The sequence below is a fragment of the Flavobacterium sediminilitoris genome (assembly GCF_023008245.1).
GTDB classification, from domain to species: Bacteria; Bacteroidota; Bacteroidia; order Flavobacteriales; family Flavobacteriaceae; genus Flavobacterium; species Flavobacterium sediminilitoris.
Genome location: NZ_CP090145.1, coordinates 996,307 through 1,014,814, shown reverse-complemented (window position 1 = coordinate 1,014,814; position 18,508 = coordinate 996,307). Strand labels below are relative to the sequence as shown.

Below are 18,508 nucleotides of genomic sequence, written 5' to 3'. Positions count from 1 at the left end.
ATGTTTTGATTATAAATTATATTGTTGATTATCTTTTGGTTATGAATTGTAAATAATAAATAAAAACGTCAAACTTTAACAACAAAGGCAAGAAATCTATATTCAAATTATTGCGCTACTGTTGTAGATTTACAAGACTGAAGTCAAAAAGCAATAGTATTAATTTAACTAAACATTAAAAATTATGAAAACAAACTTTAGAAAGATTGCTTCGCTTGTTGTAATCTCAACTTTTCTTTTCTCTTGTAGTAATGATCCTGTAATTGAAAATAATGAATTGAGTTATTTAACGTCTGATAAAATTGAATTTGGGAAGTATATTGCTAATTCGATAAAAAGTTCTAATGGAATCAGTTTGTTTAAAGACAATAAATTTAAAGATCAAAACGAGGTGTTGCTTACAGAAGTATTCAATTCTTTAAACATTAAAAATAGTGAGGAGTTTATTTCTCCAGAAATAAAAAAAGAAGGAATTTTAGAATGCTTTGTTTATAATCAAGAAAAGATGAATTCAAACTTTTTAAATGATTTGCAAATTCTTTTCGTACCAATAGATGATAATGTTGAAAAACTTGAAGGTGTAGATATTAATGGAAATAAAATAACAGTTAATGCACTAACACCAAGTGATAAACCAATGCTTTTTATTGATCAACATGGTAAATTTGAATTTCAAAAAAACATGAAATTATTCAATGAAGAGTTAAAGAAAAGAGGCTTAGATTATAAATTAACAAATAATATTTCTAGTCAATCTACAGCTGTAGACTTCAATAAAATTGATTCAATAAAACTATCTGATGTAGAAGAACCGTGGTTTAAAGGAAATCCAGAAATTTATGCTATTGTTTTTAATTTTGATAAAAACTTTAACGATCCTTCAGTTCCACCTCTTAGAGTTTTACAAATGCCATATATCAAGAAAAAAGATGTTTTATACACACCAGAACAACCCTTTGTTTTTTGGAACGAACATACAAGAAATGCTGCAACTATGATTATCATGGAAGAAGATTCAGGTTTTGATTATGCAGCGGTTATTAATATTGTTGTTCAAGCAATCGGAACAGGAGTAACACTTGGAACAGGAGATGTAGTTTGGACACCATTTGTGGTAAATACAGTAACATCTGTTTTAGATGCAATAAAAGGTAGTTGGTCACAAGATTCAGACGATGAAATAGATCAATATTATATTATTAGAAAAGAAAATGTAACACAATTAAAAAAAGGAGCAAGTAATAATGCCTCAATCACTTATTCTTTTGAAACATTATAAAAATAACAATCAAAATTATTTTAAAAACACATTGTAAAAGATGTGTTTTTCTTTTTATGTAAAATATTGATTAGTTGCTAATTATATCTTTGTTTGCTTTTGAAAAGAGACTATTATGGCTTAATTTCTTAAAAAAATAAAAACAAAATCATAAATAACACCAAAAACGATTATTTACTACTTTTTTTTAACGCTATATTAACATCGTAGTCCTAAATTAATTTTCAATTTTGAATTGTTAAATTTTTTTTGAAAATTTGAAGCAAAATTATATGATAATGGAAGAAAATACCGCTACTTTAGACATTCGCGCAATTAATGAAAAAATCGAAAGAGAAAGTGCCTTTGTAGATTTACTCACAATGGAAATGAATAAGGTGATTGTTGGACAAAAGTATATGATTGAAAGATTGCTTATAGGTCTTTTAGGACAAGGACATATCTTGTTAGAAGGTGTTCCTGGTTTAGCTAAAACATTAGCAATTAATACTCTTTCTCAAGCTGTTCAAGGTTCTTTCAGTAGAATTCAATTTACACCAGATCTTTTACCTGCGGATGTTGTAGGTACAATGATTTATAACGTAAAGGCAAATGACTTTACAATTAAAAAAGGACCTGTTTTTGCAAACTTTGTATTAGCCGATGAAATTAACCGTGCCCCAGCAAAAGTACAATCAGCTTTGTTAGAAGCTATGCAAGAAAAACAAGTTACAATTGGAGACGAAACATTTAAATTAGATAAGCCATTCTTAGTAATGGCAACTCAGAATCCAGTTGAACAAGAAGGAACTTACCCACTTCCAGAAGCACAAATGGATCGTTTCATGCTAAAAACAGTGATAGATTATCCAAAAATGGAAGACGAAAGACTAGTTATTCGTCAAAATTTAGCTGGAGAATATGCAAAAGTAAATCCGGTTGTGTCTGTTGAACAGATTATTAGAGCACAGCAAGCCGTACGTGAAGTATATATGGATGAAAAAATTGAAAAATATATTTTAGATATTATTTTTGCAACACGTTATCCAGAGAAATATAAATTGGAAAATTTAAAACCTTTAATTAGCTTTGGAGCATCTCCTCGTGGAAGTATCAATTTAGCTGTTGCAGCAAAATGTTATGCCTTTATAAAAAGGAGAGGATATGTCGTTCCTGAAGATGTTCGCGCTGTAGTTCACGATGTTTTACGTCATAGAATAGGTATTACGTATGAAGCAGAAGCAGAAAACATTACTTCAATAGACATCATCAATAAGATTGTTAATGAAGTGGAAGTGCCTTAATATTAGTAAACAGTAACAGTATGCAGTTTTGCAATAATACTGAACACTTTTAACTGAAGACTGAATACTAAAACAAATGGATACAAAGGAAATTCTAAAAAAAGTTCGAAAAATTGAAATCAAAACCCGAAGATTAAGTAATCATATCTTTTCGGGTGAATATCACACATCCTTTAAAGGAAGAGGAATGACCTTTTCGGAAGTTCGTCAATATCAATATGGAGATGATGTGAGAGCAATTGATTGGAACGTTACAGCACGTTATAATGAACCTTATATAAAAGTTTTTGAAGAAGAAAGAGAATTAACAATGATACTCATGGTAGATTGTAGCGGTTCTGAAAGTTTTGGAACAACAAATCAATTTAAAAGTGAAATTGTTACAGAAATTGCAGCCACACTAGCTTTTTCATCAACTCAAAATAACGATAAAGTAGGGTTAATTTTATTTTCTGATGGAATAGAACTATATATTCCACCTAAAAAAGGAAAATCTCATGTTTTGCGAATTATTCGTGAACTAATTGAGTTTAAGCCCAAGAGTAAAAAGACAGATTTAGCACAAGCTCTAAAATTTTTATCTAGCATCATGAAGAAAAAAGCAATTGTTTTTTTAATCTCAGATTTCATGGTAAAAGAATACGAGCAAACATTGAAAATTGCTTCTAAAAAGCATGATGTAACAGGTATTAGAGTTTTTGATAAAAGAGAAGAAGCAATTCCAAACTTGGGAATTGTAAATATGTTAGATGCGGAAACAGGAGAAACATTTTTAGTAGATACAAGTGCTAAGACTGTTCGAATGAATTATGAAAAATATTATAAAGAAAATGTAAAGTATTTTACTGAAACTTTCTCAAAATGTGGTTCAGGAACAGTAAGTTCAAGAGTCGATGAAAATTATGTAAAAAAACTTTTAGGTTACTTTAAAGCAAGAAATTAAGATGTTGAAAAAAATAAATATAATTTTTTATCTATTAATTAGTTCGTTTGCTTTTTCGCAATCGATACAGTCAACAGTCGATTCTACTCAAATTAAGATTGGATCACAATTTAATTTAACAATAAAAGCGAATGTTTCTAAAAATGATAAAGTAGTCTTTCCAGAAAGTCCATTTTTTGGACAATTGGAAGTTTTAGAGTCATATCCTGTAGATTCAATTAAAAACAACGATAAGCTTGAATTAATAAAAAAATATGGATTAACTCAATTCGATTCTGGTCGATATGTAATTCCACCACTTCAAGTTATTATTAATAATAAAACAACACGTACAGATTCTTTTGCTATAGTTGTTAATAATGTAGTAGTAGATACAACAAAGCAACAAATGTATGATATTAAGTCAATTATACATGTTGATAAACCAACAGATTATTTTTGGTTATATGTTATATTTGGAATTATATTAATACTTGCTATAGGATATATTGCATATTTATTAATTAAGAAGAAACAAGTAAAAAAAAATGAGGAAGAAGCTATTCTTTACGCTTCACCTATAGAAAAAGCACTAGCACAATTACAAAGTTTAGAAGGAAAAGAATTGTGGCAAAAAGGAGAAACGAAAGCATATTATTCAGAATTGACAGACATTACCAGATATTACCTTGAAGAAGCTGTTGAAATTCCAGCAATGGAAAGTACCTCAAATGAATTATTTGAAACACTTAAAAACACTGTTAAAAGGAGAAAAATTAAATTAAGTCAAGATATTTTAGATAAATTTAAAAGAGTAATGTCTAATGCTGATTTAGTAAAATTTGCTAAATCAAAACCATTGGATTTTGAAATTGAGAATGATAAAAAAATGGTTGATGCTTTCTTAATGTCATTAGATAAAGCAATTCCAAGAACTGAAGAAGAAACAGAAAATTTATTTACAGAAGAATTAAAACGAAAAAAAGAACATTCTCAAAAGCTAAAACGATTATTTATTCCAATATCCTTAGTTTTGTTTTTGTTGCTATTAGGAGCGGTTTTTATAGGTATAACAAAAGGAACAGATTACGTAAGAGAAAATTGGCTTGGGCATAATGCAAAATCATTGTTAAATGAAGAATGGGTAACTTCTGAATATGGAGATCCAGCAATTATAATTTCAACACCAAAAGTTTTAAACCGAATTAATGATGAACGTATCCAAAATAACCTTCCTTCACATGTGAAAGCTATTGCAAACTTTACTTATGGAAGTTTATTAGATAATTTTTCTATTGCATTAGCAACAACTGCATTTAAAGATACTACTTCAGTAGATTTAGATAGAATTGTTGAGGTTAAATTAAAACAAATGGAATTGTTAGGTGCAAAAAACATTACCGTTAAGAATGAAGATTATGAAGATGCTAAAGGGTTAACAGGTAAAAAAGCATATGGTACATTTACTGCAATGAATCTTATAGAAAAAGAAGATCAACAAATGAATTATGAAGTATTAGTTTTTTCACAACCAGGAGGATCACAAGAACTTTTACTAATCTATAAAAATGATGATGAATATGCACAACAAATTATGGAAAGAGTAATAAATTCAGTTGAACTTAGAAAAACTACAGAAAAATGAAAAATGTAACATTCTTACATCCTGAGTTTTTTTGGCTGTTTTTGCTATTACCATTAGCAATAGGTTGGTTTATATATTCTAAAAAAAAGCAAACAGCTACTATTAAAATGAGTACGTTAGCACCATTTAAGAATAATAGAACACTACTTTCAAGATTAAAACCATTGCTTTTTGTATTAAGAATATTAGGGCTGTCAACAATTATAGTTGCTTTAGCAAGACCAAGAAGTGTAGATGTAACAGCAAAATCAAGAACAACGAGAGGAATTGATATTGTAATGGCTCTTGATGTTTCGGGAAGTATGTTGGCAAAAGACTTAAAGCCAAATAGACTTGATGCGTTAAAAAGAGTAGCATCAACATTTATTGAAGATAGGGTTAATGATAGAATTGGATTAGTTGTTTATGCAGGAGAAAGCTATACCAGAACACCTGTAACTTCAGACAAAACAGTTGTTTTGCAATCATTAAAAACAGTAGAATATGACGATTCTATTATTGCAGATGGAACAGGAATTGGCGTAGGATTAGCAACAGCAATTAATAGATTAAAAGATAGTAAAGCAAAAAGTAGAATTATTATTCTTTTAACAGACGGAGTTAATAATTCAGGAACAATAGATCCAAGAATGGCAGCCGATATAGCAAAGCAATATGGAATAAAAGTATATACAATAGGTATTGGCACAAACGGAATGGCTCCTTTTCCTTACGCAAAAGATGCAAATGGACGATTTTTATTTAGAAATATGCAAGTAGAAATTGATGAAGGACTAATGAAAGAAATTGCAAAAACAACTGATGGAAAGTATTTTAGAGCCACAAGTAATAAAAAATTAGAAGAAATTTATTCTGAAATCAATAAACTAGAAACAACCGAAGTAGAGGAAAAAAAATACTTTAATTATGATGAAAAATTCAAACCTTTTATTTGGTTTGCTTTCGGATTATTATTAATTGAGATTATCTTACGAAACACTGTTTTTAGAGGATTTGTTTAAAAAAAATAAAAATGTATCATAAGTTAGAAGAACCTATATTGTTATACTTGTTGTTATTGATTCCATTATTAATAGCATTGTTCTTGTTTCAGGTATATTGGAAAAAGAAAAAGCAAAAAGAATTTGGAGATTTAGAATTAATAAAGCAATTAAGCCCAACAAAATCTCGTTTTAAACCTGTTTTAAAATTTGTAACCATACTTTTAGCGCTAACAGGACTTATTTTGGCTTTGGTTAATCCAAAAATTGGAACTAAAATGGAAACAGTCAAAAGACAAGGAATTGATATTGTTTTCGCTCTAGATATTTCTAAAAGTATGCTATCAGAAGATATAGCCCCAAGTAGATTAGAAAAATCAAAACAATTAATTAGTCAAATAATTAATAGTCTTGGTAACGATAGAATTGGAATTGTAGGTTATGCGGGAAGTGCATATCCTGTTTTACCAATGACTACCGATTATAGCATAGCTAAAATGTATCTTCAAAATATGAATACTAATATGTTATCGTCTCAAGGAACAGCATTGAACGATGCAATTAATTTAGCAACAACATACTTTGATGCTGTTGATACTAGTAAATTAATTATATTAGTTTCTGATGGAGAAGATCATGGAGATGGAGCAAATGAAGCAAGTGAAATTGCTAAAGAAAAAGGAATTAAAATTATAACAATAGGAGTTGGAACAGTTAATGGAGGTACAATTCCAATAAAAGCAGATAATGGAGTTATAGCAGAATATAAAAAAGATAATAATGGGGAAGTAGTTATTACAAAACTAAATCCAACAATATTAGAAAACATTGCAAAAAATACTAATGCAGTTTATATAGAAAATAGTAATACAAAACAAGTAGTAGAACAGGTTAAAAATGTATTAGATAATATTGAAAAAACAGAATTTGAATCGCAAGAAATAGCAGAGTATCAAACACAATATCAATGGTTTATTGGAATTGCATTTTTCTTATTGTTTCTAGATATTTTCTTTTTAGAAAGAAAAACATCATGGTTGCAAAGATTAAATTTATTTAATGAAAGGTAATATGAAAAGGATAATTATAACAATAGTTTTATTTACATCAACTTTGTTTTTTGGTCAGAATAAAGACAAAAACTTATTTAATGGAACAGAATCATTTGATGGGAAAAGTTATACAAAAGCTGAGAGTAACTTTAGAGTTTCTCAATCAAATAATGAAGAAAAAAAAGCAGTAGCAAATTATAATTTAGGAAACAGTATTTATAGACAAAATCAACCAAGTGAGGCAAAGTATAAATACTTAAATGCTATTGAAACTTCAAAAACTAAAGAAGAAAAACACAAAGCATTTCATAATCTGGGGAATACTTTTATGTTAGAAGAAAACTATGCTGCTGCTGCTGAAGCTTATAAAAATGCTTTACGAAATAATCCTAATGATGAAGAAACACGTTATAACTATGCTTTAGCAAAGAAAAAACAAAAAGAAAATCCACCTAAAAAGAACGATAAAAATAAAGATAAGGACAAAGATCAGAATCAACAAGATAAAGACAAAAAAGAAGATAAAGGAAATAATCAGGATAAAAAAGACAAAGAAGATAACGGGAAAGACAAAGACAAAAAAGATTCTGATAAAGGAGATAAAGACGATAAGAAAAAAGAAGGAGACGATAAGAATGATAAACAAGATGGCGATAAAAAAGAAGACCAAAACGGAAACCCTAAACCATCTGGAGTAAATAAACAGCAAATAGAAAACCTACTTAATGCGGTTGATAATGCTGAGAAAAAAATTCAGGACAAGTTAAATGCAAAAAAAGTAAAAGCCAGACCATCAACAAATGAAAAAGATTGGTAAGATGAAAAACCTTTTTGTAATAATCGTACTTTTTATTCAAACAATGCTTCTTTCTCAAGAAGTTAAGTTTGAAGCTAGTTCTCATAAAACATCTTATGCCTTAAACGAAAAGATTCGTATAATATTTTCAATAAATAACGAAGGAGATAATTTTGTTCCACCTTCTTTCGAAAATTTTAGAGCACAAGGACCTATAATCAATAAAGGAGGAGAAACATCTATCGTGATTACTAATGGACAAGCTGTAACAAGACGAGTTATACAAACACAAATAATTTACTATTTAACACCATTAAATCAAGGAAAATTTACAATTGCTCCAGCCTCAATAGAATATGAAGGAAAAATATTTAAATCAAATCCGATAACATTTACAATAACCGAAGCACGAGAAGTTCCTAAAGATCCAAATAGCCCTGATTATATAGCAGGAGAAGGAATTCATCTTGTGTCTGAAGTTTCAAAATCTAATCCTTATATAAACGAGCCTGTCACAATCGTTTATAAGCTATATTTCGATCCAAATTTCAGATTGCGTAACTTTGAAGAAAGAGAATCACCAAAATATAAAGGATTTTGGAGTCAAAATATTGAAGTTAAAGATTTACAGCCAGAATTAGTTACTTATAATGGACAACAATATGGAATGATTGTTCTAAAAAGAGCAGTTTTATATCCTTTAGAACAAGGAGATAAAGAAATAGAACCATTAACCATTTCATTAGAAGTAAACGTGCCAAAAAGAGAACAAATAGGCTCTTTTGTACGTTCTATTTACGTTCCAACTACTAAAAATGTTTCCACAGGTGTAAAGAAAATAAAAGTTAAAGGATTTCCAGAAGAAGGAAAACCTCTTAGTTTCACAGGTGCTGTTGGAAAATTTGATTTTTCAGTAAAACCATCAAAAGAAGAATTAAAAAGCGGAGAATCATTAAATTTAGAAATAAGCGTATCAGGTAATGGAAATTTAAAATTATTTAACTTACCAAAACCAGAGTTTCCTAGTGTTTTTGAAGTGTTTGATCCAGAACATAAAGAGCAAGTAAATGTTCCACTTTCAGGAATGAATGGAAGTATCTCTGATAATTATACAATTATTCCTCAATTTAAAGGAAAATACACAATAAAACCAATTGAATTTTCATATTTTGATTTAAAAACAAATTCATATAAAACAGTTACTTCCGAAGAAGTTACAATTAACGTATTGGATAATCCAAATTTTACATCTACTCAAAATAATCCAACAGATACAAGCAAACAAAAAGTTGTAAAAAGTATAAATTTCCAATTTATAAAGCTGAAATCAGAATTTGCAGAAGTTAGCAAAAAAGATTTTTTAGGAACAAAACTATTTTACGCTCTTTTATTTGCACCTTTTTTAATAGTGCCAATAATAATTTTGGTTAGAAAGAAAAAAGAAGCAATTGACGCAGATGAATTTGGAAATAAAATAAGAAGAAATAATAGACTAGCAAAAAAATACCTTTCAGAAGCTAAAAAACAAAAAGGAAATAAAGTGCCATTTTATATGGCTATGGAAAAAGCATTGCATAATTTCTTGAAGGCAAAATTACACATTGAAACATCGGAAATGAGTAAAGAAAACATTCAAGAATTATTAGAAAATAAAGCAGCAAGTAACGAAACAATAAGTCAATTTATTGCATTAATGAATGATTGTGAATTTGCACGCTACGCACCTTCTTCAAATGTTACAATGCAACAAGATTTTGAAAAAGCAGTATTAGTAATCTCTGATTTAGAAAAGCAATTATCATAAAAGATGAAAAAGATAGTTTATATTATTATTTTATTATCCAATCTCCTTTTTGCTCAAGAAGAAGTAAAAAAGCAGTTTGACCTTGCGAATGAGCTTTATAGAAAAGAAAATTATGCAGAAGCTATAAAGAAATATGAAAACATTTTAACAAAAAACAAGGTAGAATCAGCAGAATTATATTTTAATTTAGGAAATTGCTATTATAAGTTAGGAGAAATAGCACCATCAATTTATAATTTTGAAAAATCATTACTTTTAAATCCAGACGATGAAAGTGTTAAAACAAACTTGTCTTTTGCTCAAAAAACTGCAATTGATGACATAAAAGTAATACCAAGCGTTGGTTTTTCAAATTTTGTATATAAAGTTACATTATGGTTTCATTATGACATTTGGGCATGGATTTCAATTAGCCTATCAGTATTATTCTTAATCTCGTTTCTAGGATATTATTTTTCTTCAACAACAATGATTAAGAGAATATTTTTTCTTGGAATGTTTGTATGTTTAGGATTACTATTATTTTCCATAACATCTGCTTTCTTGCAAAAACGATTTACAAAAATCATTAGACCAGCAATTATTTTTGAAGAAGTTGTAAATGTAAAATCAGAACCAAAAAATAGTTCAGAAAACGTATTCACACTTCATGAAGGAACAAAAGTTTATGTGAAAGAAACCTTAGACAATTGGAAACGAATTGAATTAACAGACAAAACAGAAGGTTGGATAAAAAAAGAAGCGATTAAAGAATTGAAGGATTAGGATTATTTTCTATTTTTGAGTCTATTGAAAATAGATTTACATGAATATAGCACTTTGGGAAGAAATTAAAAAATTCGATTTCGATTTTCCTCTTTCAGAATATGGTTTTTCTACTCGTTTGGCTTACGAAAATGAATGGACAACATTTTTCACTCAAAAAGCTATTGAAGAATATAAGAAATTCATGTATTTGGCTGCTACTTCTAATCAAATGGTTTCTCCTTCAGAAATTGTAGATATTGTTTGGCATCAACATTTGATTTTTACTCAATCTTATAAAGAGTTTGGAGATATCCTAGGTAAAAAAATTGAACACATTCCTTCCACTCATAATAGAGAAGAAATAGATAAATTCTTGGCTGCTAAAAAACGCACTAAAGAATTATATGAGAGTGTTTTTGGAGATCAGCCTAAAGAATTTTGGGAATATAATACCTTTGTTGAAGCTTTAGAAATTGAAAAATCAAAACGAGATATTACTTTTTATTCCTCTTTGTCAATTCCCTTAGTGTTAATATTTGTACTATTGTTTCGTTTATTCCTTTACGATTTATACGTGTCTATCGATAATCCTTATTTTGTGTTGTTTTTTATTTTAGTAAGTGTTGCTACATTTTTAGGGCTACATTTTTATAATACGGATAAGTTGTATCGTAAATTGAGTGATACACCAAATGTAATATTGAAAAATTTAACACCAAGTGAATTAATTTACATTGAATCAGGTCAATTAAAAATGATTGTTCATGGTTATGTAAACTATTTGGTAGTTAATAAAAATTTGAAAGTAGAAACTAAAGATAGCATTAAATTGATTAACGCAAACATAGATAATTCAAACCCTATTTTTAAATCTGTATTAGATTGCTTTAAAGGAAAACAAACCATGTCTTATAAAGAACTCTTAGAAACGTTGATTGATAAACCCATTATTAATAAAGCTTCAAGAGCTGCTTCATCAATAACAAAAACGTTTGTAAATTCAAAAATAGTACTTGATTTATATAAAGTTAATCTTATTGCCCTTTCTAGTATAATGGTTTTTGGATTAACAAGAGTATTCATTGGTTTTATTAGAGGGAAAGAAGTCATTTATATAGTTATATTAAATGCAATTTTTTTGTTTTTTGCATTATACTTTTTAAGATCATTTTCTAAAAAAGCTATAAATAAAATAATTGTAAATTATTTTAAGGAAAGGATTATTCCTTTAAATAAATCAAATTATAATAACTGGGAATGGAACTATTTTATAATTGGAACAGCTTTGTTATCTGTTTCATTTATGCCTATTGTTCAAACATATTCTGGAAATAATAATAATTTTGGTTGTGGCTCTAGCTGTGGAAGTTCTTGTGGTTCAAGTTGTGGAAGCTCTTGCGGAGGAGGTTGTGGAGGTTGTGGAAGTTGATTTTATAATAATAAGAAAATTAATTGTTTTCTTCTGTGTTTTCAACTTTCGACTTTGAACTTAAATCAGTATACCATTCCTCTATCTTTGGATATAAAAAAGCAGAGATTTCTTTTGTAGGATTATAAAAAATAGATTTATCTAACGTTTCTTGTTTTACCAATGTATTATTAATGTTGATTTTTTCAAATAATAAAATTACAATACTTAACAATAAAAGGGTTTTTAAAGCACTAAAAAAAGCTCCTGCTAATTTATTAATCCAACCTAGATAAGCAAAATCGGCTATTTTAGTCAATAACTTTGCAGAAAGATGAATTAGTGCTACAACTAAGATAAAAGTTAAAGCAAAAGCGGTTATTTCAATATATTTAGGATCCCAACTTACCTTGGTTTCTAAAATATTTTTTACTAAATAAGAAAACTTAATAGCAGCAAATATTCCAGTAACTAAAGCAATCAAAGAAGCGAGCTCTACAAAAAGGCCATTTTTAATCCCTTTATATAAAGCATAACACAATAAAACAGTAAAAATAATATCAATAAAACTCATTCTAAAAAGAAAATAGATTAAAGAATAAAGATAATAGAAATTATTTAAAACCAAATTTCAGCTTTATCTTTGTCAAAACTAAAATTAACACAAAGTGAAAGTCTTGTATCTTTCATCTTTGTTTTTTAATCTATATATAAAGAAATGTCAAGAGACGAACAATTAAAAGAACGTTGGGAAAGCGTTGTCAAAATATTATCAGATAAATTTGCAGACGGAGAAGAATTAGATTTAGATGGAATTATATATTTAATCGGTATTCAAGAACTAGGTAAATTTAAACAAGAATTTAAAAAAGATGAAAAAGTAAATCTAATGCATATTGCTATTTGTCGATTATTAGAACCTTACGGATATTACGAATTTGAATATTTTGATAACGACGGTTGGCCACATTATAAAGTAAAAGAAGAATTGCCAGTACTAAAAGCAGGAGAACAAACTGTATTAATGAAAGATGCTATTGTGAATTATTTCCTTGATAGCGAGTTAATTGACTAATTTGTAACTGTAAACTGTAAAATGAAAATAGATAAGTTTGTATTAGCTATTATAGCAATAGTTCTTTTAGCCTATCTTTTTCCACAGTTGGGTGCAAAAGACAGCGAGATTCCTTTAGATTTAATAGGAAGCATAGGTATTGCTTTGATTTTCTTCTTTTACGGATTAAAATTGCATCCTGATAAAATTAAAAGTGGACTAAAGAATTGGAAATTGCATGTTTTGGTTCAGTTGTCTACTTTTTTATTGTTCCCAATTCTAGTACTGGTTTATAAGCCCTTTATAACTTCAGAAAATCAAGAAATAATTTGGCTAGCTTTTTTATTTTTAGCAGCTTTGCCTTCAACCGTTTCTTCTTCAGTTGTAATGGTTTCAATGGCTAATGGTAATATTCCAGCAGCAATTTTCAATGCTAGTATTTCAGGATTAATTGGAATAGTAATTACACCACTTTGGATGGGATTGTTTTTACAACAAGCTTCAACCGATTTTGATTTAGGTGTAATCTATATCAAATTAGCAACAGAAATTCTTTTACCAGTTATTTTAGGTCTTAGTTTACAACGATTTTTCGGAAAATATGCTGCAAAATATAACAAGCAATTAACCTTATTTGATAAGTCGATTATCTTATTAATTATTTATAAAAGTTTTGCAGAATCTTTTGAGGAAAATGTATTTACATCGGTTAAAATAGTAGATTTAGTATTGATTTTTACGATAGATATATTGCTCTTTTTTGTGGTGTATTCTTTAATTGGATTTTTTTCTAAAAAACTCCATTTTAACAAAGAAGACCAAATAACAGCACAGTTTTGTGGAACCAAAAAATCATTGGTTCATGGAACAGTATTCTCAAAAATTTTATTCCCTTCAACTATTTCTACAGGAATTATTCTTTTGCCTTTAATGTTATTTCACGCGACTCAAATTTTTATTATTAGTGTAATAGCCTCCAAATTAGGAACAAGAGAAAAAAGTTAGATTTTTTATAGATTTTCTATAGAAACTGACAAACTTTAGAATTAAATCAAAACAAAAAAATTTAATTTGTAAATTTGCAGTCCATTTTAAGATTTGCGATGATAGACAAGATTAAAAATCATATTGAAGAAGCCAAAGCTTTTCATACTGATAGTAAAGAGAAACTAGAAGAATTCCGTATCAAATATTTAGGAAGCAAAGGCTTGCTAAGAGAGTTGTTTGCTGATATGAAAAATGTTCCAAATGAAATGCGAAAAGATTTTGGATTAATTGTCAATCAGTTAAAAAACACTGCGGAAGATAAAGTCGCTGCTATTCAAGAACAATTAGAAAGCAAAGAAGTTGTAAAAGGGATTTATGGAGATGTAACACGTCCAGGTGAGCCTATAAACATTGGCTCTCGTCATCCTATTTCTATTGTAAAAAATCAAATTATTGATATTTTTTCGAATGTAGGTTTCAATGTATCAGAAGGACCAGAAATTGAAGACGATTGGCACAATTTTACCGCATTAAATTTGCCAGAATATCATCCAGCTAGAGACATGCAGGATACTTTCTTTATTCAGACTAATCCTGATATTTTACTACGTACACATACTTCATCAGTGCAAGTACGTTATATGGAAAACAATCAACCACCTATCAGAACTATTTCTCCAGGGCGTGTTTTTCGTAATGAAGATATATCATCACGGTCACATTGTATTTTTCATCAAGTGGAAGGTTTATATATTGACAAAGATGTTTCATTTGCCGATTTAAAACAAACGTTGTTGTATTTCACTAAAGAAATGTTCGGAAAATCTAAAATTAGATTAAGACCTTCTTATTTTCCATTTACTGAACCAAGTGCTGAGGTAGATATTTATTGGGGATTAAATAATGAAATCGATTATAGAATCACAAAAGGAACAGGTTGGTTAGAAATTATGGGTTGTGGAATGGTGGATCCAAATGTTCTAAAAAATTGTAATATTAATCCAGACGAATATACTGGTTTTGCTTTCGGAATGGGAATAGAGCGTATCGCAATGTTGTTATATCAAATTGGCGATATTCGTATGTTTTATGAAAATGATGTGCGTTTCCTAGAGCAATTTAAATCAAGCTTATAATAAATAAAAAAATAATTTTAAGTCGAAAGTTAACACTATAATGGTTTTGCTTTCGGCTTTTAACATTAATAATATGAAAAAAGACATAGAAATTCCAAAAGTAGAAAACGTACATATCGTTGCTATACGAGAGTGGAATGACGATTTTCAGGAAGATTGCTGGTATGCTTATTTATTAAATGCAACAAACGAACCTTTAGAAATGGCAATGATAGTTTCTAGAGCTTACGGGCTAATAAATGGGGAAAACCGGAATACATCATCACTTAGACATGCTTTTGCAAAAGTAGAACCACAAAGTGCTGTTAAAATAGAATTCTTAGAAAATAATGTGTTACAATTAAACAATGAGTTTTTAGTATCGTATTTTTTAAACAATAAAATGTTTGATAAGAAATTTATTTTTAAAGTCAACGGAATTAATGAAAAAGCACAATCAGACTTACCTGCGATTAATAAACGTGGTGTAATGGCAATATAAAATTTTTATAATTCATAAAAAATCCTCAATTTTAAGGTCTAAATAAACCTATAAAATGAGGATTTTTCTTTTTTCTATACTTTTTATTACAAGTACTGTTTTCTCACAAGATTTTGCTAAACATGTAAATCCGTTTATTGGAACTGGCGGACACGGTCATACATTTCCTGGCGCAACAGTTCCTTATGGAATGGTACAACTATCACCTGATACTCGAATAGATGGTAGCTGGGATGGTTGTAGTGGTTATCATTATTCAGATAATTTAATATATGGATTTTCACATACACATTTAAATGGAACAGGTGTTTCTGATTATGGTGATATTATGTTAATGCCAACTATGGGTGAACCTTCATTTGATAATAAAATCTATTCTTCTACTTTTTCTCATGATAACGAAAGAGCTTCTGCCGGATTTTATAGCGTAACATTAGACAAACACAATATAGATGTCCGACTTACTACTTCAACACGAGTGGGTTTTCATGAATATACTTTTAATGAGAATGGTCAAGCTAATATTATTCTGGATTTGAATCATCGTGATAAATTATTAGAAGGAAGAATACGAATTATTGATGATAAAACTATTGAAGTTCTGAGAAGGAGTGAAGCGTGGGCTCGCGACCAATATGTGTATGCCAGAATTGAATTTAATGTGCCTTTAGTTATCAATAAAGAAAAGACAAATTATAAAAGCGAAGAAAAAATTTATGAAGGTGTCGAATTAGCATTGAGTTTTTCTAAACAAGTTAAAAAAGGAGAGAAGATTTTAGTAAAAGTATCACTTTCACCAACAAGTTACGATGGTGCAAAACTAAATAGTTCAGAAATTAAACATTGGGATTTTGGAAAAATTAAAAAAGAAGCAGAGTCACTTTGGAATAAAGAATTGTCAAAAATTGAAGTAACTTCAAATGATAAAGACAAATTAGCTATTTTTTATACAGCCTTATATCATACTATGATGCAACCAAATATAGCTCAAGATTTAGATGGAAAATATAGAGGACGTGATAATAAAATTCATACAGCAGAAGGATTTGATTATTACACTGTTTTTTCGCTTTGGGATACGTTTAGGGGAGCACATCCATTGTATACATTGATTGATAAAAAGCGAACGTCAGATTATATTAATACATTCATTAAGCAATATGAACAAGGAGGACGATTACCTGTTTGGGAATTAGCCTCAAACGAAACCGATTGTATGATAGGTTATCATTCTGTTTCAGTAATTGCAGATGCTATGGTTAAAGGTATTAAAGGGTTTGACTATGAAAAAGCTTTTGAAGCTAGTAAAGCTTCAGCTATGAGAGACGTATTAGGTTTAGAAGCCTATAAGAAAAATGGATTTATTTCAATAGATGATGATCATGAAAGTGTATCTAAAACGGTTGAATATGCTTATGATGATTGGTGTATTGCTCAAATGGCAATGCTTTTAGGAAAACAACAAGATTATCAGTATTTCATGAAACGTTCTCAATCATGGAAAAATCTTTTTGACTCGGAGATTGGATTTATTCGACCAAAGAAAAATGGAGGTTGGGATAAACCTTTCAATCCAAGAGAAGTTAATAATAATTTTACGGAAGGTAATGCGTGGCAATATACGTTTTTTGTACCACAAGATATTAAAGGAATGATTGAAGCGTATGGAGGAAATGAAAAATTTGAAAGAAAGTTAGACGAAATGTTTAATAGTGAAAGTAAAACTACAGGAAGAGAGCAAGTAGATGTTACAGGGTTAATAGGACAATATGCACATGGTAATGAACCAAGTCACCACATGGCTTATTTGTATAATTATATTGGTAAGCCAGAAAAAACAAAAGAAAAAGTCCATTATATTTTAAATGAATTCTATAAGAATACTCCAGATGGACTTATAGGTAATGAAGATTGTGGACAAATGAGTGCTTGGTATGTTTTAAGTTCAATGGGAATTTATTCAGTTACTCCTGGAAATACTGAATGGAGTAAGACAACACCTTATTTTGATAAGGCAAAAGTCAATTTTGAAAATGGAAAACAGCTTACAATTACTAAAAAAGGAATGAAAGGTTATTTGAAAGAATTGTTGGCAAAATATGAAGAGGAAAAAATAAATAAAATAATTCCAGTTCCAGTTATTGAAGCACAAAGTAAATCGTTTAAAGAAAAAATGATGATTGAGATATTTTCTCAAAATCCAAATGATGAAATTTTCTATCTTTTTCAAGATGCAAGTTCAGGAAAGCCTGCTTGGATGAAATATACAAATTCCATAGAAATTTCATCATCTGAAAAAATTCAAGCTTATGTTAAAAGAGGTGCAGAATATAGTAATCCAGTTTCAGCTCAATTCTTCAAAAAACCAAACAATTATACTATCGATATTAAATCAAAGTATAATCCGCAGTATCATGCTGGTGGAGCAGAAGGCTTGATAGATGGAATTTTTGGAAATGAAAATTGGCGAAAAGGAGAATGGCAAGGATATCAAAGTCAAGATTTCGAAGCTATAATTGATATGCAAAAAGAAACAAAAATCACAAAACTAGGTGCTAATTTTCTTCAAGACACACGTTCGTGGATTTTAATGCCTACAAAAGTGGAATTTTTCATTTCAAAAGACAATAAGAAATTTACTAAAATAGCTTCAATAGAGAATAGTACTGATCCAAAAGAATATGAAACGGTTATGAAAAACTTTTCTACTAAAGTGAAAACAAAAGCACGTTATATAAAAGTAAAAGCTTTTAATTTTGGTAAACTACCAGAATGGCATCAAGGTTTTGGTGGAGATGCTTTTATTTTTATAGATGAGATAATAACAAATTAATATTCTTTATTTACAATTGAATAGTACAACATTTTTTTCTTTCTCATCATGTTATGATTCTTATTTTTTTGTAAATAGTATATTTGTATTTCATTTACTAA

16 protein-coding genes are annotated in these 18,508 nt (G+C 28.8%); 15 read left to right on the top strand and 1 reads right to left on the bottom strand.

From position 1 onward, the window contains the following. Window positions 1-184: 184 nt before the first annotated feature. The 10 genes from LXD69_RS04695 (at window position 185) to LXD69_RS04650 (ending at window position 11,937) form a co-directional block, all read left to right on the top strand. Complete coding sequence (locus tag LXD69_RS04695; RefSeq protein ID WP_246917875.1) at window positions 185-1,279, top strand: DUF3103 family protein; 1,095 nt, start codon at window positions 185-187, stop codon at window positions 1,277-1,279. A gap of 278 nt (window positions 1,280-1,557) precedes the next feature. Next, the gene (locus tag LXD69_RS04690) at window positions 1,558-2,562 is read left to right on the top strand and encodes an AAA family ATPase (RefSeq protein ID WP_045970570.1); all 1,005 of its coding nucleotides are present in this window, start codon (window positions 1,558-1,560) and stop codon (window positions 2,560-2,562) included. A gap of 76 nt (window positions 2,563-2,638) precedes the next feature. Continuing rightward, window positions 2,639-3,505: a DUF58 domain-containing protein gene (locus LXD69_RS04685; RefSeq protein WP_246917873.1), complete on the top strand. Its 867-nt coding sequence runs from the start codon at window positions 2,639-2,641 to the stop codon at window positions 3,503-3,505. A 1-nt stretch (window position 3,506) separates the two neighbouring features. After that, a complete protein-coding gene (locus LXD69_RS04680; protein ID WP_246917872.1) occupies window positions 3,507-5,129 on the top strand; it encodes a BatD family protein in 1,623 nt (540 codons plus the stop codon). Next, window positions 5,126-6,130, top strand: a complete 1,005-nt coding sequence (locus LXD69_RS04675) for a vWA domain-containing protein (protein ID WP_045970577.1) — start codon at window positions 5,126-5,128, stop codon at window positions 6,128-6,130. The genes LXD69_RS04680 and LXD69_RS04675 overlap by 4 nt, the downstream gene beginning before the upstream one ends. 11 nt (window positions 6,131-6,141) lie before the next feature. Then, on the top strand, window positions 6,142-7,179 hold the full coding sequence (locus LXD69_RS04670) for a VWA domain-containing protein (protein ID WP_246917870.1): 1,038 nt from the start codon (window positions 6,142-6,144) through the stop codon (window positions 7,177-7,179). A gap of 1 nt (window position 7,180) precedes the next feature. Beyond that, window positions 7,181-7,978 (top strand): tetratricopeptide repeat protein, encoded by a 798-nt coding sequence (locus LXD69_RS04665; protein WP_246917869.1) that lies wholly within the window; start codon window positions 7,181-7,183, stop codon window positions 7,976-7,978. Beyond that, complete coding sequence (locus LXD69_RS04660; RefSeq protein ID WP_246917867.1) at window positions 7,962-9,761, top strand: BatD family protein; 1,800 nt, start codon at window positions 7,962-7,964, stop codon at window positions 9,759-9,761. The genes LXD69_RS04665 and LXD69_RS04660 overlap by 17 nt, the downstream gene beginning before the upstream one ends. A 3-nt stretch (window positions 9,762-9,764) precedes the next feature. Then, the gene (locus LXD69_RS04655; protein ID WP_246917866.1) at window positions 9,765-10,526 is read left to right on the top strand and encodes a tetratricopeptide repeat protein; all 762 of its coding nucleotides are present in this window, start codon (window positions 9,765-9,767) and stop codon (window positions 10,524-10,526) included. Between the two features lie 40 nt (window positions 10,527-10,566). Beyond that, on the top strand, window positions 10,567-11,937 hold the full coding sequence (locus LXD69_RS04650) for a hypothetical protein (RefSeq protein WP_246917864.1): 1,371 nt from the start codon (window positions 10,567-10,569) through the stop codon (window positions 11,935-11,937). Window positions 11,938-11,956: 19 nt separating this feature from the next. On the opposite strand, the gene LXD69_RS04645 is transcribed toward LXD69_RS04650, so the two are convergent. After that, window positions 11,957-12,490 (bottom strand): CvpA family protein, encoded by a 534-nt coding sequence (locus tag LXD69_RS04645; protein WP_246917863.1) that lies wholly within the window; start codon window positions 12,488-12,490, stop codon window positions 11,957-11,959. Window positions 12,491-12,634: 144 nt separating this feature from the next. On the opposite strand from LXD69_RS04645, the gene LXD69_RS04640 reads away from it, so the two are divergent. The 5 genes from LXD69_RS04640 to LXD69_RS04620 all read left to right on the top strand — a co-directional run bounded on the left by LXD69_RS04640 (window position 12,635) and on the right by LXD69_RS04620 (window position 18,407). Further along, window positions 12,635-12,991, top strand: coding sequence for a hypothetical protein (locus LXD69_RS04640; protein ID WP_045970585.1), 357 nt, complete (start codon window positions 12,635-12,637; stop codon window positions 12,989-12,991). 21 nt (window positions 12,992-13,012) lie between these two features. After that, window positions 13,013-13,975, top strand: coding sequence for a bile acid:sodium symporter family protein (locus LXD69_RS04635; protein ID WP_045970587.1), 963 nt, complete (start codon window positions 13,013-13,015; stop codon window positions 13,973-13,975). 98 nt (window positions 13,976-14,073) lie between these two features. Further along, window positions 14,074-15,093, top strand: a complete 1,020-nt coding sequence (pheS, locus tag LXD69_RS04630) for a phenylalanine--tRNA ligase subunit alpha (protein ID WP_246917861.1) — start codon at window positions 14,074-14,076, stop codon at window positions 15,091-15,093. A gap of 73 nt (window positions 15,094-15,166) precedes the next feature. Further along, window positions 15,167-15,574 carry a hypothetical protein gene (locus LXD69_RS04625; RefSeq protein ID WP_045970591.1) on the top strand — a complete coding sequence of 136 codons (408 nt, stop codon included), beginning with the start codon at window positions 15,167-15,169 and terminating at the stop codon, window positions 15,572-15,574. Between the two features lie 55 nt (window positions 15,575-15,629). After that, window positions 15,630-18,407, top strand: coding sequence for a GH92 family glycosyl hydrolase (locus tag LXD69_RS04620; protein ID WP_246917859.1), 2,778 nt, complete (start codon window positions 15,630-15,632; stop codon window positions 18,405-18,407). Window positions 18,408-18,508: the final 101 nt, after the last annotated feature.

Bases quoted from the DNA above. Each gene is read 5' to 3' on its own strand.
- LXD69_RS04685 (WP_246917873.1), top strand. From the start codon at position 2,639: ATGGATACAAAGGAAATTCTAAAAAAAGTTCGAAAAATTGAAATCAAA.
- LXD69_RS04645 (WP_246917863.1), bottom strand. From the start codon at position 12,490: ATGAGTTTTATTGATATTATTTTTACTGTTTTATTGTGTTATGCTTTA.
- LXD69_RS04640 (WP_045970585.1), top strand. From the start codon at position 12,635: ATGTCAAGAGACGAACAATTAAAAGAACGTTGGGAAAGCGTTGTCAAA.
- LXD69_RS04655 (WP_246917866.1), top strand. From the start codon at position 9,765: ATGAAAAAGATAGTTTATATTATTATTTTATTATCCAATCTCCTTTTT.
- LXD69_RS04670 (WP_246917870.1), top strand. From the start codon at position 6,142: ATGTATCATAAGTTAGAAGAACCTATATTGTTATACTTGTTGTTATTG.
- LXD69_RS04635 (WP_045970587.1), top strand. From the start codon at position 13,013: ATGAAAATAGATAAGTTTGTATTAGCTATTATAGCAATAGTTCTTTTA.
- LXD69_RS04690 (WP_045970570.1), top strand. From the start codon at position 1,558: ATGGAAGAAAATACCGCTACTTTAGACATTCGCGCAATTAATGAAAAA.
- LXD69_RS04660 (WP_246917867.1), top strand. From the start codon at position 7,962: ATGAAAAAGATTGGTAAGATGAAAAACCTTTTTGTAATAATCGTACTT.
- pheS (WP_246917861.1), top strand. From the start codon at position 14,074: ATGATAGACAAGATTAAAAATCATATTGAAGAAGCCAAAGCTTTTCAT.
- LXD69_RS04665 (WP_246917869.1), top strand. From the start codon at position 7,181: ATGAAAAGGATAATTATAACAATAGTTTTATTTACATCAACTTTGTTT.
- LXD69_RS04650 (WP_246917864.1), top strand. From the start codon at position 10,567: ATGAATATAGCACTTTGGGAAGAAATTAAAAAATTCGATTTCGATTTT.
- LXD69_RS04620 (WP_246917859.1), top strand. From the start codon at position 15,630: ATGAGGATTTTTCTTTTTTCTATACTTTTTATTACAAGTACTGTTTTC.
- LXD69_RS04695 (WP_246917875.1), top strand. From the start codon at position 185: ATGAAAACAAACTTTAGAAAGATTGCTTCGCTTGTTGTAATCTCAACT.
- LXD69_RS04675 (WP_045970577.1), top strand. From the start codon at position 5,126: ATGAAAAATGTAACATTCTTACATCCTGAGTTTTTTTGGCTGTTTTTG.
- LXD69_RS04625 (WP_045970591.1), top strand. From the start codon at position 15,167: ATGAAAAAAGACATAGAAATTCCAAAAGTAGAAAACGTACATATCGTT.
- LXD69_RS04680 (WP_246917872.1), top strand. From the start codon at position 3,507: ATGTTGAAAAAAATAAATATAATTTTTTATCTATTAATTAGTTCGTTT.